Genomic DNA, 16,016 nt, shown 5'->3' with positions numbered 1-16,016 from the left:
AAAAGTGAAATGCGGATAAATCGTGGATTTTCTATCAATTTGTAAATGATAATTATTCTTTTGTAATTTTTAAAATCAAAATTCGTCAACATACTCATCAGTATGCTGCAAAACATTCTAATTTTCTGACGTAATTGCTACAGGTTAACGCACTCAAAAAAGCAAGATCAATGAAATAGCTGACGTCCGCAAAGCAGCGCAATTGCTTGTAGAGTGAGTTGTTCAGGGTTTTCCTGACTCAAACCTTTAATTGATGCATCTATTCTTAATAAAAGTGTAGGCCAAGTGAGAAACTGTTTCGGATTGAGTCGGCGTAAGGCTTGTTGATAAAGGCTCACTTTGGTTTTCCAAATCCCGAGTTGTAGTGCATTTTGTGGTTGCTCAAAAAGCTGCATCAAAAGACGCATTTCCTTACTGATACTCCACAGCAACAAGCTCATTGGCTCGCCTGAAGCCAACAGATATTGGTAAATCTTCACGGCTTGAGCAAAATTACCTTCAAGTAATGCATCACTTAAGTCAAAGGTCGTATAACGTGACTGATCTTGTAGGCAGGCAAGCAGTTGTTCGATACCAATTTGCGCTAAATCAGGAAAGGTATCTCGTACCCGCATTAGACTGTTCTTTGCCGCCAGTAAATTATGCTCGTGATGCTGTTCAAGCCATTGCCATGCATTGCTGACCAATTGAATACCGAGTTTTTCAGCTTCAACAGCCAAAATTCGTTGTCGATCTTGTGGATAATGAGCAGTCAAGCTGACGTTCACGCCATTAGCATCAATCACTTTAAAAAAGCCAGATTTTAAGCTGCTGCTGTCCTGCTTTGGCATCACAATCAACAACAAATTTTGTTCATTATGTTGTAGATATTGGGTCAATAATTTAATGCCATTGGCATCGGGTTTGATATTGCCATGTACCTCAATCGCGAGTTGTGTCGAAAATAAAGACAAACTGTTCAAGGCATTGAAGACCGTTTTCCAGTCACTCACATTTGACATGTCATAACGTTGACGTTCAATATTTTGTTCTTGCCAACTTTTACGAAAAGCATCGAGTAGATTCTGTTCGAGGAGGGGTTCTTGACCATGCAGCACCCATGCACCACGTGCTTCTGGGATGCGTTTAAGGGCCTGCAAATAGTCGAGTTTCATAACAATTAAGGTTGTGTTGTTGTGCTAGTAACTTTAGGTAAACGATTCGATGAAATTTGGCGCACAATTTGTTGTGCAACGTCATCAACAAGGACATCTTTTAAGAATTTTTCTTCTTGATCATCGGTATTGACCGTTTCCAAGTTATATTGGTAACTACGTGATGCCGTGACGGTACGCATTTCAGTCACAGGATTGCCTTGAGCATCTTCAATACGGAAGGTGACATTTAAACGCAGTAGGGTTTCGATCAGTTTACCGCGAAGCTCTTGGCGCACAGGTGTATAACTGTACACATGTAAACGGTAAGCATTGGGGCTATTACTGAGCTGAACATTGGCAGCCCCTAAATAAATTGATAATTTTTCTTCTAATTCCTCTGTATCTTTAGGCAAAGATAAACTCATCTGTGCATATGCTACTGGATTCGCAGAAGGTTGAGTTCCTTTTAAATGAAAACCACAGCCCACCAAACCTGCACCTAGACCGCAAGTTAAAATAAGAGTTGCGAAACGTTTGCCTAAATGCATGGGTTTTCCTCTGTTTACTCTTTTTAAGAAAAAGAAAAAATAATATGACGTGATTGTATGTGCAAAGCCCGTTGACTGGCAACGGGCTTTGTTTATTCCTTTTCGTTTCCCCCTCTTTTTGAAAGAGGGGTTAGGGGAGATTTTCTAATAAAATCCCTCCAAACCTCCCTTTATAAAAGGGAGGCTTTAAGGCTTTAAACCACTAAATTTACTAATTTATTTGGAACTACAATTTCTTTCTTGGTTGGACCAGTTAAGAATTGTTGAACTTCTGGTAGAGCTTTTGCCAATGCCAATAATTCATCTTTAGAAATATCAACAGAAACTTCAAGTTTACCGCGAAGTTTACCATTCACCTGTACAACAATCGTTTGCGTATTACGTGTTAACGCAGAAGCATCAACTACAGGGAATGTTGCTGCCGTAACATCTGTACCAAATTGAGCCAATAAAGTTTGGCTTAAATGCGGTGCAAACGGTTCGAGTAAAGTTAACAGTGTTGTGATTGCTTCACGTTCTACAGCAATGTCATTGTCATCTTTTGCTTCAAACTTGTTGCTCGCATTTAATAACTCCATTAAAGCAGCAATGGCAGTATTAAATGCATGACGACGTTCAATATCATCACTTACTTTTTGAATAGTTTCGTGAGTTTTACGACGTAAGTCTTGAGCGTCTTTAGATAAGTTTGCTGTATCGATTGCAGTTGCAGCGTTTCCTTTTTCAAGGAAGCCAGCTACAAGGCGCCATACACGTTTCAAGAAACGGTTTGCACCTTCAACACCTGCATCAGACCATTCTAAAGATTGATCTGGTGGAGCAGCAAACATCATGAATACACGAGCTGTATCTGCGCCGTATTGGTCAATAATTGCTTGTGGGTCAATACCGTTATTTTTCGACTTAGACATTTTTTCTTGTCCGCCGATTACAACTTCTTGGCCGTCACCTGAATATTTTGCAGAAAGAATACGACCTTTCTCATCACGTTCTAGTTCAATATCAGCTGGGTTGAACCAAGTTTTCTTGCCATTTTCTGCTTCACGATAGAACGTATCTGCAAGTACCATGCCTTGAGTTAACAAGTTGGTAAATGGCTCATTACCTTGTACAACGCCTTCGTCACGCATTAATTTGTGGAAGAAACGTGCATAAAGTAAGTGAAGAATCGCGTGTTCAACACCACCAATGTATTGGTTTACAGGAAGCCAGTTTTGAGCTGCTTCAGGTTTAACCATACCACCAGTAAAGTCTGGAGAAGCATAGCGTGCATAGTACCAAGATGACTCTACGAAAGTATCTAAAGTATCTGTTTCACGGCGTGCATCGCCACCACAGCAAGGACATTTCGTTTCATAGAACTCTGGCATTTTATTAAGCGGGTTACCTGAACCATCTGGAACAACGTCTGTTGGTAATACAACTGGAAGTTGATCTTCTGGAACTGTGACTTGACCACAAGTATCACAGTTAATCATTGGAATTGGACAACCCCAGTAACGTTGACGAGAAACACCCCAGTCACGTAAACGGAATTGAACTTTAGAGTTTGCTAAACCTTGTGGTTCTAATTTGGCAAGGAATGCGTCAAACGCAGCTTGGAATTCTAAACCGTCAAACTCACCAGAGTTAACAAGTTTACCTTCTTTAGAACCGTACCATTCTTGCCACTCAGTTGCAGAGTAGTCTGCATCGTCAGCGCCTTTAGCATCAATCACTTGCTTGATTGACAAGTTAAACTTGTTCGCAAATTCAAAATCACGTTCGTCATGCGCTGGTACAGCCATTACTGCACCAGAACCATAAGACATTAATACGTAGTTTGCGATCCAGACAGGAAGCTGTTCACCAGTTACAGGGTGTTTTACAAACAAGCCTGTTGCCATGCCTTTTTTCTCGGCTGTTGCCAAGTCCGCTTCTGCAACTGAACCCATACGGCATTCTTCAATAAATGCAGCCAATTCAGGGTTGCCTGCTTCTGATTGGAGGGCAGCAGCTTTAAGCGCAAGAGGGTGTTCTGCTGCAACGGCAACATATGTCACGCCCATTAGCGTGTCAGCACGTGTTGTATAAACAGTTAAGCCATCAGCATAAATTTCGGTATTGGCAGATGGGAAAGTAATTTCCATGCCTGTAGAGCGACCAATCCAGTTACGCTGCATGGTCAACACTTGTTGAGGCCAGCCGTCTTGTAAAGTGTCTAGGTCGTCTAATAATTCTTGTGCATAGTCCGTAATACGGAAGTAGTACATTGGAATATCGCGTTTTTCAACCAATGCACCTGAGCGCCAGCCACGACCATTTTCAACTTGCTCGTTTGCTAAAACAGTTTGGTCAACCGGATCCCAGTTCACTGTTGAAAGTTTACGGTAGATCAAACCTTTTTTATAAAGTTGCACGAACAACCATTGTTCCCAGTGATAGTACTCTGGTGTACAAGTCGCGAATTCGCGATCCCAGTCTACAGATAGACCTAATTTTTTTAATTGGTCACGCATGTAAGCGATGTTTTCAAATGTCCATTTTGCCGGAGCAACTTTATGGGCAATTGCTGCGTTTTCCGCAGGTAAACCGAATGCATCCCAACCCATAGGTTGTAATACAGTTTCACCTTTTAAACGGTGGAAACGGCTAATGACGTCGCCAATGGTATAGTTACGCACATGACCCATATGCAGCTTGCCACTTGGGTAAGGGAACATCGACAGAATGTAACGACGTGGACCTTCTACAGTGTCGGCAACTTTAAAAACTTTACGATTTTCCCAGTCTTGTTGGACGGTGGGTTCAATCGCACTAGCTTGATATTCAGGGTCAATATGAGTAGTCATAAACGTATTAAAGAACAACGGTTAAAAGTTTGCTGCACAGCATAGCGCAAAATGCACCTAAATGTGAATTTTGCGCAGGCTGAACCGTAAGAAAAATTAAACTATTTCGTAAAAGCTGATTTTATTCAGCTGGGTATTTTTTTCCATTTGGTCTAGGTGCAGGAATTGCTTTTATTTCACTAGGAGCTGGCGCAGCAGAAACAGGTGCTCTGGTAGCATCATCATTCACGTTTGGTACAGGTTTGGATGCAGTTGCAGTAGCTGCAGGCATCGTCGAGTTATTTTGCTGTGCTTCTAAAGGAAGATTATTGTTGCGGCTAGCTGTAGGAGTGGAATTGTTCCAGCCATAAGTCTGAATTTTCCCTTTTTTTTGTGCATTTTTCGGTGGAGGAGTGGTGGTGTAATGGGTCGAACCATTTGCATCCACCCATTTGTAATAATCTTTAGCCCAAAGGGATGTACTCGAATATAACAAGGCACAAGAGAGCGCTACACCGCTGATCAAATGAAATGGAAATGACATAAGATTTCGTCCTGTTTGATTTTTCTGCGAAAAGTTCTCTCTATGAAATTGCCACAAAAAAGTCAATTTATAGATTCTAGAACAGAATATGAAGTGTTCAAAATAGTATAGGTCGATTTTTCATTTGAACAAGCGTCTCCAGCACTAAATAGTTTAAAAATGTCCTCATTTAATCTCGAAAAATTATAGAGATAGATGAGATTTAATAAAGATTTTACATAATTTCTTGAATGCTTGATTGAGCGCACAAAAAAGCTTTTTTTGTCTAAAAAACACACGGTCTGTAAATAATCAAAAAAAAGCTGATTTTTCAACTTGACAATAAAGAGTTAAACAAGAAAAATGCTGTCTTTAGTTTTATATGCCTTCTCTCGATCACCCTTCGAAGAAGTGTCATGTCATGCAGTGGGCGTCATTTCTAGCCGAGATGGTGAACAAAGCAAATAAAAATATGTTTATCCCAACATGTTTTAGATCCCATATTGCTTAAACAGCAAACGGATCGGATTTTTTTCCTATTGCCATGAAAACTATGAAATATGTGTGCTATAACAGTGCAGACAATTAATGAATGAACACTGCTGATGTCTCCCATCAAGCGGTGATAAAAGATTAGGGTGAATCACGTTGGAACTTTTATCTGGTGGTGAAATGCTTGTTCGCGCATTAGCGGACGAAGGCGTTGAACATGTTTTTGGATACCCAGGCGGCGCAGTTTTACACATTTACGATGCGCTTTTTCAACAAGACAAAATCAATCATTATCTCGTGCGCCATGAACAAGCTGCTGGTCATATGGCAGATGCTTACTCACGCGTTACAGGTAAAACAGGTGTAGTGCTGGTTACTTCTGGTCCAGGCGCAACGAACACAGTCACTCCAATTGCAACTGCTTATATGGACTCAATCCCAATGGTGATTTTGTCTGGTCAGGTGGCTTCGCATTTAATTGGGGAAGATGCATTTCAAGAAACAGACATGGTCGGTATTTCGCGTCCAATCGTGAAACATAGTTTCCAAGTGCGTCATGCGAGTGAAATTCCCGCAATTATTAAAAAAGCATTCTATATCGCAGCTTCTGGTCGTCCAGGCCCAGTTGTCGTTGATATTCCGAAAGATGCAACCAACCCAGCAGAAAAGTTTGCCTACGAATACCCAGAAAAAGTGAAGATGCGTTCTTATCAACCACCGCATCGTGGTCACTCTGGTCAAATTCGTAAAGCGATTGATGAGCTGATCAATGCAAAACGTCCTGTCATTTATACAGGTGGTGGTGTTGTTCAAGGTAATGCTTCTGCTTTATTAACTGAATTAGCACATTTATTGGGCTATCCAGTGACCAATACCCTTATGGGCTTAGGTGCTTTCCCTGGGAATGATGAGCAGTTCATTGGAATGTTGGGCATGCATGGTACATATGAAGCCAATATGACCATGCACAATGCAGATGTGATTTTGTGTGTTGGTGCGCGCTTTGATGACCGCGTAACCAATAACCCTGCAAAATTCTGTCCGAATGCCAAAGTCATTCATATTGATATCGATCCTGCGACGATTTCAAAAACCATTATTGCGCATATTCCAATTGTGGGTGCGGTAGAACCAGTCCTGCAGGAAATGTTGGCACAGCTTAAACAAATGCATGTGTCTAAGCCAAACCCTGAAGCAATTGCAGCTTGGTGGTCGCAAATCAATGAGTGGCGCAAAGTACATGGTTTGAATTACGACAAACCAACTGACGGTTCAATGAAGCCACAACAAGTGGTTGAAGCTTTAGATAAAATTACCAATAGTCAGGCAATCATTACTTCAGACGTTGGTCAGCATCAAATGTTTGGTGCGCTTTATTATAAATACACCCGTCCACGTCAATGGATTAATTCGGGTGGTTTAGGCACCATGGGCGTAGGCTTGCCATATGCAATGGCAGCGAAGCTTGCCTTCCCAGACCAACAAGTGGTGTGTATTACGGGTGAAGCATCAATTCAGATGTGTATTCAAGAACTTTCTACCTGTAAGCAATATGGCTTAAATGTAAAAATTCTCTGCTTGAATAACCGTGCTTTAGGTATGGTAAAACAATGGCAAGACATGAACTATGAAGGCCGTCACTCAAGTTCTTATGTAGAGTCATTGCCTGACTTTGCCAAACTTATGGAAGCTTACGGTCACGTTGGCATTCAAATTGACCACGCAGATGAGCTTGAATCCAAGCTTGCAGAAGCGATGGCGATTAACGACAAATGTGTATTCATTAATGTCATGGTTGACCGTACCGAGCATGTTTATCCAATGCTTATTGCAGGTCAGTCGATGAAAGATATGTGGTTAGGTAAAGGGGAGCGCACGTCATGAGACATATTATCTCTGTACTCGTAGAAAATGAAGCTGGTGCGCTTTCTCGTTTGGTGGGTTTATTCTCTCAACGTGGTTATAACATTGAGACCTTAAATGTTGCACCAACTGAAGATCCGACTTTATCGCGTTTGACATTAACGACTTATGGTGATGACCATAAAATTGAACAAATCACCAAGCAGCTCAACAAATTGGTTGAAGTGGTGAAAGTGGTTGATCTGTCTGAAGGTGCTCATATTGAACGTGAGTTGATGTTGATTAAAGTCAAGTCACTCGGTTCTGCGCGTGCTGAAATCAAACGAACTGCGGATATTTTCCGTGCGCAAATCGTTGATGTCACCCCAACGACTTATACCATTCAAATCGCGGGTACAACTGAAAAAATTGATGGTTTTATTGATGCTCTAGCTGAGAACACCATTCTTGAAGTTGTACGCTCAGGTGTTTCAGGCATCGCGCGTGGCGAAAAAGTTTTAACCATTTAATTATTTAACACGATTCAACCTCCTTTTGAGAAAAGAGGAGGATTTCATCAAAAACAAATCTCTTGATGGAATTACAGAATATCAAGCATTTTAGCGGAGACAGCAATGCAAATTTTTTACGATAAAGACTGCGACTTATCTATCATCCAATCTAAGAAAGTAGCAATCATTGGTTACGGTTCACAAGGTCACGCGCATGCGCTTAACCTTAAAGATTCTGGCGTAGACGTAACTGTAGGTTTACGTGCAGGTTCTACTTCTTGGAAAAAAGCTGAAAATTCAGGTCTTAAAGTTGCTGAAGTTCCTGCTGCCGTAGCACAAGCTGATGTTGTGATGATTTTGACTCCAGATGAGTTCCAATCTCAACTTTATCGTGACGTGATTGAGCCAAACATCAAACAAGGTGCAACTTTAGCATTTGCTCATGGTTTCTCTGTGCTTTATAACCAAGTTGTTCCACGTGCTGACTTAGATGTAATCATGGTTGCTCCAAAAGCACCTGGTCACACTGTACGTTCAGAATACCAACGTGGTTCAGGTGTTCCAGATCTTATCGCGATTCATCAAGATGCTTCTGGTAACGCACGTAATGTAGCGCTTTCTTACGCTTCAGGCGTAGGTGGTGGCCGTACAGGTATTATCGAAACTTCATTCCGTGAAGAAACTGAAACTGACTTATTCGGTGAGCAAGCAGTTCTTTGTGGTGGTGCAGTTGAATTGGTTAAAATGGGCTTCGAAACTTTGGTTGAAGCAGGTTATGCTCCAGAAATGGCTTACTTCGAGTGCTTGCATGAACTTAAGTTAATCGTTGACTTAATGTTTGAAGGCGGTATCGCGGATATGAACTATTCAGTGTCTAACAACGCTGAATATGGCGAATATGTAACTGGCGTTGAAGTTATTAACGAACAGTCTCGTGAAGCAATGCGTAATGCACTTAAACGTATCCAATCTGGCGAATACGCGAAGATGTTCATTAATGAAGGTGCATTGAACTACCCATCAATGACTGCACGTCGTCGTCAAAATGCTGCACACGGTATCGAGGTAACAGGTGCTAAGTTGCGTGCGATGATGCCTTGGATTCAAGCGAACAAGATTGTTGATAAAGAGAAAAACTAAGATTTAGTTTAATCTTTTAAAAAAACCCTTGTTTTTACAAGGGTTTTTTGTTGGGAGTAGTTGTTGTTTACCTTGTAGTTCGGTTAATGCAGTGCTTTTCTCTTTTTTATCACAAATTTAAATAGAAAAAACGTAAAAAATAAAAAGCTAATGTTCTGCTATCGACTGATCGATAGGTAATATAACCCGTATTTTGGCAGGCTTTTTTATCTGAATGCTTAGCTGAATTAAATTCATTCTAATAATTTAAACCAGAAGAACTATACAAGCTCTTAAATAATGAAAATTACAAGTGATAGGTAAGCAAATTGCATCTTTAAGGTGATGTTTAGTTTTTTATCTGATATTGGTAAAAATATCGAACATATTATGTGTAAATTCAATGTTAAAGCTAATAATTTGATTTGTAACATTAATTAAATAATTGGTGATTTTGCTTTGTTATCATAAATATTGGAATTTGTGTAATTTATCTTTTTATTGGTATATTTTGCATCTTAATTATTGTTTATTATAAAAAATGTGATTTGATTCATAAAAATGAATTATTTTGTAAGTATATTGTTGGTTTTTGTAATATTGTGTAAATTGTAAAATTATATAAAATTTTTATTAATCAATAACTTGTTTTTTTATATTATAAAAGTTTACTTTAAATATTTTAGATAATAAGAAAAATTAATATCACCATTTTTTTATATTTAACTGAAAAACAGCCATGTTAATTTGTATTCTGAATTAGACCAAAAATAATAATATTCACGTGAACTGACACGATATAAGTTGCTCCTTTTGAAATTGAATATGATAACTATGCACTTACGGAAAAGGCTCAAGAATAACAAGTGATCCTATGTAAGTTGCTATTTTTAAATAATTTATAATCTTTCCTAAAGAAAAAGGAACTGGGAGATAGGGCCATGAAATTACAAGTGCAAACTGCATTGGCAGCATTAATTTTAGGTATGTGTTCGACAGTAGTTTTAGCAGATGGAGAGGAGGGTGCAAAAGGTGGTGATGGTGGATATCATCATCCAGGTCGTGACGGATGTGGTACCAAATGTGATGGTAAAATTGATATAGAATTATTTGTTGAAAAACACTGCGACTTAGACATCGATAAATCAAAAATCGTAATGCAAAAAAATCTTGTAGGTGGTAAATGGAGTGGACAATCTGGTTTCGATGTCCGTGCAAATGCACCATACAGCCTCAACATCACTAAACCATCTACTTTGGATAATGAAATAGATGCTTCACAAAAAATTCCAGTGAATGTTGATACTAAACTTGGTTTATTCAATTACACTGGGGCAGTACTTCCTTATACCTCATCAACTAGAACATTTACAGTAAAAGCTGAAACTGTAAGTGCAGTGTCTGACATGGCACATTGGGGTACCTATAAAGGGACTTATAAAGTAGCTGTTGCATTCTAAATAAAAATAGGGAATAGTGGTGTATGTGCATAACATGCACCACTATAATAATTTTAAAAGGGAATAAATATGAGAAAAATAATTTTATTCTTAATTTTAAGTAGCTTAAGTAATTTTTTATTTGCGGGCATTAAGTTTACACCAGTACAACTTTATTTAGGTGATAAAAATAAGCAACAGAGAAGTACCACAGTAATTGTGGAAAGTTCTGATTTTGATCGTTCTAAAATTTTTGAATTATCTGCGGTAAAATGGAGTCAAAATGAAAAAGGAGAGGATGTCCTTGAAGAAGAAAAAAACATTTTATTCAATCCTAAGATTTTTGAGTTAAAGCCAGAAAGTAAACAAATTGTTCGTGTTGGCTTTAGTCAACCATTTACAGCTACTGAACTAGACCGTGAAAAAACCTGGCGTGTTATTTTTAATGAAGTTACTCCTGTCGCAGATGATGAGGCGATAAATTTTCAGTTTAACTTTTCATTACCTTTATTTGTAGGTAAACAAGATAAAACTAATCTGGATGTAAAACTTAAAACGATAAATAATAATATGATGGTCGATATTCAAAATATTGCAAAATCACATGTACAAATTACAGATATTCGATTGGTAGATAGTCAGAATAAGGAATTATTACAGAAAAGTTTTAATCGATATTTGCTTGTTGGGCAAAAATATACATTTGATTTAGGTGAATTATCAAAGAAACCAAATGATAAAATAAAAGTGAAAATTAAAACTGATAAAGATGGAGATTTATTGGAATATTAAATCTCTGAGGGTGATTCTATGAAATGTTTTAGAGTTGTTCTTGTTTTTTTTAGTGCAGTTGGGATTGCGCAAGCAAATGTTGATTCATTAGCAGAAACGGATGCAGGGGCACTAATTGTAAATGTTTGGTTAAATGGTGTAGATAGAAATATTGAAACAGTACTATTAGTCACTAAGGATGGTGAATATATAGAATGTAAAACATTAAATGAATTAGGTGTTGATCCTTCCAAATTTGTAAAGAACCATGATCAAGATGGTTTCTGTTTAATGCGTGGTTCCGATATAAAATTTCAAAAAGATGATGCACTTCAGGCAATTAAAATTGACTTACCTGCATCTTATTTTAAAGATAATAATTATGAGAGCGTAGTTGTTACCCCAGCAAGAGCAAATTTTGGGGGGTTCATTAATTATGATTTCTTTTATTCTAAAGATGATTTTTCAAATGACTTTAATGCCTATTCAGAAATTGGTATTTTTAAAGACTACTGGTTATTGAATAATGCAATTTTGTATAAAGACTCTCCAGATGAGGGGCAAAAGCAGTTTTTACGTGTCAGTTCATTGTTTGAACTAGAGTTTCCTGAAAAATATTTAAAATTAAGAATCGGTGATAACACAAGTGTTTATAACTCATTAACAAACTCATTCCGATATGGAGGGATCAGTTTTGGTACAAACTATACAGATCGTCCAGATTTTGTATATTGGAATATGCCAACTTTACAAGGAAGTGCTGCATTACCCTCAACAGTAGATTTATATATTAATGGCGTAAACTTGTATAAACAGTCGATAACCCCAGGTAATTATTCTTTACAAACAGGAGCGACAATTGATCAAGCTGGTGAAGCGAGAGTTGTTGTACAAGATATTTTGGGAAATCAAACGGTACAGAGTTTTCCTATTTATATTAGTAGTCAATTATTGCGTGTGGGTTTAAATGAATATGATGTTTCTTTAGGTAAGCTAAGATATAACTACGATGAGGATGATAGTGATTATCGTGATTTTTTTTCAAAAGTATTTTTCCGTCGCGGGGTTGCTGCAAGTACAACCTTAGGATTTGATGCAACCTACTCAAAAGATGTAAGCAATATCAGCTTTATGTGGACTCAAGGTGTAAGTAAGTTTGCTTTACTTGATACTGCATATGCAGTGAGTGATTATAATGGAGACATTGGACATGCTGCTTCAGCCTCTGTGAGTAGAAATTTTGGAACGTGGTCTTTTGGTTTAAACACTCGTTATTACACTGAAAAGTTTCAACAGCTAGGTTTTGATGAGTATGATTTTAATACCAAGATATCTAACCTTGCATATATAAATTTCTCTAATCTCGGATTTGTTGATGGTTTTAATTTAAGTTATGTTGACAATAAAAACTATAAAGTTGAGGGCTTTGAGTCTGTAGACAGTAAAATTATAAACGTAGGTGTTCAAAAAATATTGACTAAAAATTTATACACAAGTTTGAATTATTTTAAAAACTTTGAAGATGGTGATGATAGTTTTAACATAGTTTTTAGTTATAATTGGGATACTCGAGGGAATATTGATTTAGAACATAGTACAGATAATGGTGAGACGGTATTAAGTTATTCTAAAAATAGCTTGTTGCAAAATGGTCTGGATTACTCAGTTGCTGTTTCAAATATTGATAGTGAATTTAATTATCATGGTTATGGTTTGTATAAAACTAATATTGGTGATTTTAGAGCATCTTATGATGAATATACAAATAATAAAGTAACTCAAGCTCAATATCGTGGAGCAACAGTTCTTTTAGGTAATAAGTTGTCAGCAACAAAATATGTGGATAATGCTTTTGCCTTGGTTAATATTGATGGTATGAAAGATGTAGATGTATTAAGGTCATTATCAGTTGTTGGTAAAACCAATGACAAAGGATATCTTTTTGTACATGATATTATTCCTTATATTAATTATGACATTTCTTATGATCAAAATCAGTTGCCTTTGGATTATACTTTTGAACAGCCAGTACAGAAATTAAGTGCATTAAATCAAAGGGGGTATATTCTAGATTTCAAAGTTGCAAAAACTAAGAAATTTGTAGTTAATTTAAAAGATTCAAATAATAAGAATTTTCCTGTTGGGACAGTTGTAAAGCTTAATGGTAATGAGGATGAAAGTTACTTTATTGATAGTAATGGTTTAGTTTATTTGTATCTTTCAAAACCAGTAAAATATGATCTAAAACTAGCAATGCAGGAGGGAAAAACTTGTAATACATCTTTCAGTATTTCGCAGACTCAAATTGATAATAGCAATGATGCACAAGTCATCAATTTAGTTTGTAAGTAATAGGAGGTTGGTATGAAACCAATTTTTTTAGCTTGCTTAATTTCTATGAGTTGTAGTGCGGTTTATGCGGCAGGATGTTCGGTCAGCGGTTTTTCTGCCCCTGAAATGAAATTAGCAAACTACTATCATAGTCAGACTGCCACATCTTTTAACGTTTCTTGTGATCGCAGTTATTCGATTTCATTCCGAAGTCAGAACTTATTAAATGCGAGTGGGTCAAGTTATGTATCGAATGGACCCTATAAAGTCAAAACCCAAATGAATATTCGAGGTGCGAGTGAAAATCTATGGGGGGTTCAAATGAGACAAAAAGCAGGAACTAATCAGAAGTATATAATTTCAGCTCAACTCGAAGAGAATCCTTTATATAGCGTTCCTGCAGGAGTTTATCGTGACCGAATCTATGTCAATGTGGATTTTTAATTTCGTTGTAAAGCCTTTAGGTTTTGTAAATGATCAACAAAAGGGAGGTAAATGTTATCTCCCTTTTGTATTTCATAGGAATGTCAAACAACAATCATCAAACTGTAAACAAAGACATCTAAGCTAGAAGAAAATCAAGCAATAGGTGTTATATGTCTTACATATCCACTGTGGGCCTGCTAAAACAACAAGATTTTCCGGACAGCTTTAAGTTTTATTTTAAATTACAAAAAAACAAAAACAGCGTAGAAGAAATAAGTGTTTTAAAAGATCTGGTTCGTCCACGGTTAAAAATTGCCATCGTCACAGAAACATGGCCACCCGAAGTGAATGGGGTGGCTTTATCTCTGATGCAGCTTTGTAAAGGGTTGCAAAAGCAAGGGCATAAAATCTTACTGATTCGCCCCAGCCAGACTCAATCATGTGCGGACTTTATGCCGAACAAAGAATGTTTGGTTACAGCCCAAAGTATTCCTAAATATCCTAGTTTGCAATTTGGTTGGCCACAATTTTTGAAGGTTGCCAATGCTCTGGATGAGTTCGTGCCCAATGTGGTGCATGTTGTGACTGAAGGACCATTGGGGCTTACAGCCCTTCATGCTGCCAAAAGCCGAGATATTCCAGTATCAAGTGGTTTTCACTCGCCTTTTCAAGATTTTAGTCGCTTCTTTGATTTGGCTTTTTTAGTGAAACCGATACAGCATTATCTACGTTGGTTTCATAACAATACCCAACTGACTTGTGTTCCGAGCAAAGATACTGAAAAAGCATTAAAGCAATTTGGTATCAAGTGTCCATTGGTTGTAGTCGGACGCGGGGTGGATACTCAGCAATTTTCTCCTCTTTCCCGCTCTGAAGCATATCGGTGCACTTGGGGTGCGGATAGTAATACAACTGTCATGCTTTACGTGGGACGGTTATCGCCAGAGAAAGAAATTGACGTACTGATTCGTAACTATATATGTATGCTGCAACGTGGTGAAAAGCATTATAAATTGATCATTACTGGCGATGGACCTGACCGTCAACGCTTGGAAAATTTAGGTAAAGCACATGGTGTGATTTTTACAGGAAGCTTAACTGGTAAGAATCTTGCAAGTGTTTATGCAAGTGCAGATGTTTTTGTATTTGCCAGCCAAGTCGAAACCTTTGGTAACGTTGTTTTGGAAGCGATGGCTAGTGGTTTGCCTGTGGTGGCTTATAATTATGCATGTGCACATGCTCACATCGAGCATGGCAATACAGGATGGTTAAGCACGCTGGGTGATGTAAATAGTTTTTCATCACAAATGCAGCGCTTACCCCGTCCAAACATACTCAACAGCATGGGACAGCGTGCTCGAATTAAAGTGATGGAAATGGGCTGGCACCTACCTGTCATGCAATTGGAGCAGGCTTTATATCAAGTGGCAAAGGAAACACGAATGATCGCATAAGCAAAACAAAAGCTTGAGGAGAGAAATTATGAATTTTAAGAATGCAAAAATAAAAATACTCGATCTCGACTTAAAAGGCTGTTTATATCTGAACCATTTTTCCCATTCAGACCGAGTGGCACATTTTTTTAAATTAATTAGCCGATTAGGTGATGGTGTTTTTTGGTACATTATGTTGATGAGCCTATGGATGTTGCAAGGTTTGTCTTACAGCTTACAAATGGTGTATCTGATTGTGGGTTCTTTATTGGGTACAGCTATTTATAAAGTTCTCAAAACTAAAACAGTGCGTCCACGACCTTATCAAGTTCATCAAGTGATTCGTTTGTGTGAACGTCCTTTAGATCATTTTAGCTTTCCGTCAGGGCATACCTTACATGCGGTGATGGGAAGTGTGGTAATTGGTTCGGTTCAGCCCATCTTATTGGTGTTGATGCTGCCATTCACCGTGTTAGTGGCATTGTCGCGTATGGTATTGGGGTTGCATTATCCAAGTGATGTCGCAGTTGGTGCCATTATTGGAGCAAGTGTGGCAGCAGTTGTTATTGCTTGTGCACCGATGTTTAACGTGTTGTTGTAGATTGGATCGATTGAGTTGTTTCTCAGAAATCCT

The 16,016-nt window shown here is 38.0% G+C and carries 13 protein-coding genes; 9 read left to right on the top strand and 4 right to left on the bottom strand.

Annotation, left to right across the window (positions count from 1 at the left end; translation table 11 throughout):
* Positions 1–167: 167 nt before the first annotated feature.
* The 4 genes from holA to I593_RS03680 form a co-directional block, all read right to left on the bottom strand.
* Complete coding sequence (gene holA / locus I593_RS03695; protein ID WP_016166225.1) at positions 168–1,154, bottom strand: DNA polymerase III subunit delta; 987 nt, start codon at positions 1,152–1,154, stop codon at positions 168–170.
* 5 nt (positions 1,155–1,159) lie between these two features.
* On the bottom strand, positions 1,160–1,684 hold the full coding sequence (locus I593_RS03690) for an LPS-assembly lipoprotein LptE (protein WP_016166224.1): 525 nt from the start codon (positions 1,682–1,684) through the stop codon (positions 1,160–1,162).
* 194 nt (positions 1,685–1,878) lie between these two features.
* A complete protein-coding gene (gene leuS, locus I593_RS03685) occupies positions 1,879–4,515 on the bottom strand; it encodes a leucine--tRNA ligase (protein ID WP_016166223.1) in 2,637 nt (878 codons plus the stop codon).
* 121 nt (positions 4,516–4,636) lie between these two features.
* Positions 4,637–5,038 (bottom strand): DUF4124 domain-containing protein, encoded by a 402-nt coding sequence (locus I593_RS03680; RefSeq protein WP_016166222.1) that lies wholly within the window; start codon positions 5,036–5,038, stop codon positions 4,637–4,639.
* A 627-nt stretch (positions 5,039–5,665) separates the two neighbouring features.
* Between I593_RS03680 and I593_RS03675 the strand changes: the two genes are divergently transcribed.
* From I593_RS03675 to I593_RS03635, 9 genes are all read left to right on the top strand, one after another.
* Positions 5,666–7,393: an acetolactate synthase 3 large subunit gene (locus I593_RS03675; RefSeq protein ID WP_016166221.1), complete on the top strand. Its 1,728-nt coding sequence runs from the start codon at positions 5,666–5,668 to the stop codon at positions 7,391–7,393.
* Positions 7,390–7,881 carry an acetolactate synthase small subunit gene (ilvN, locus tag I593_RS03670; protein ID WP_004697653.1) on the top strand — a complete coding sequence of 164 codons (492 nt, stop codon included), beginning with the start codon at positions 7,390–7,392 and terminating at the stop codon, positions 7,879–7,881. Before I593_RS03675 ends, ilvN begins: the two co-directional genes overlap by 4 nt.
* Positions 7,882–7,986: 105 nt before the next feature.
* Positions 7,987–9,003 (top strand): ketol-acid reductoisomerase, encoded by a 1,017-nt coding sequence (gene ilvC, locus I593_RS03665; protein WP_016166220.1) that lies wholly within the window; start codon positions 7,987–7,989, stop codon positions 9,001–9,003.
* 920 nt (positions 9,004–9,923) lie between these two features.
* Positions 9,924–10,442, top strand: coding sequence for a hypothetical protein (locus I593_RS03660; RefSeq protein WP_016166219.1), 519 nt, complete (start codon positions 9,924–9,926; stop codon positions 10,440–10,442).
* Between the two features lie 69 nt (positions 10,443–10,511).
* Positions 10,512–11,213, top strand: coding sequence for a fimbrial biogenesis chaperone (locus I593_RS03655; protein WP_016166218.1), 702 nt, complete (start codon positions 10,512–10,514; stop codon positions 11,211–11,213).
* 18 nt (positions 11,214–11,231) lie between these two features.
* Complete coding sequence (locus I593_RS03650) at positions 11,232–13,544, top strand: fimbria/pilus outer membrane usher protein (RefSeq protein WP_016166217.1); 2,313 nt, start codon at positions 11,232–11,234, stop codon at positions 13,542–13,544.
* Positions 13,545–13,556: 12 nt separating this feature from the next.
* The gene (locus I593_RS03645) at positions 13,557–13,967 is read left to right on the top strand and encodes a hypothetical protein (protein WP_016166216.1); all 411 of its coding nucleotides are present in this window, start codon (positions 13,557–13,559) and stop codon (positions 13,965–13,967) included.
* Positions 13,968–14,119: 152 nt separating this feature from the next.
* Positions 14,120–15,403, top strand: coding sequence for a glycosyltransferase family 4 protein (locus tag I593_RS03640; RefSeq protein ID WP_016166215.1), 1,284 nt, complete (start codon positions 14,120–14,122; stop codon positions 15,401–15,403).
* 28 nt (positions 15,404–15,431) lie between these two features.
* Positions 15,432–15,983, top strand: coding sequence for a phosphatase PAP2 family protein (locus I593_RS03635; protein ID WP_016166214.1), 552 nt, complete (start codon positions 15,432–15,434; stop codon positions 15,981–15,983).
* The last annotated feature ends 33 nt before the right edge of the window (positions 15,984–16,016 follow it).

This window comes from Acinetobacter tandoii DSM 14970 = CIP 107469 (genome assembly GCF_000400735.1).
Classification (GTDB): Bacteria; Pseudomonadota; Gammaproteobacteria; order Pseudomonadales; family Moraxellaceae; genus Acinetobacter; species Acinetobacter tandoii.
This window is presented reverse-complemented; position numbering and strand designations above follow the sequence as displayed.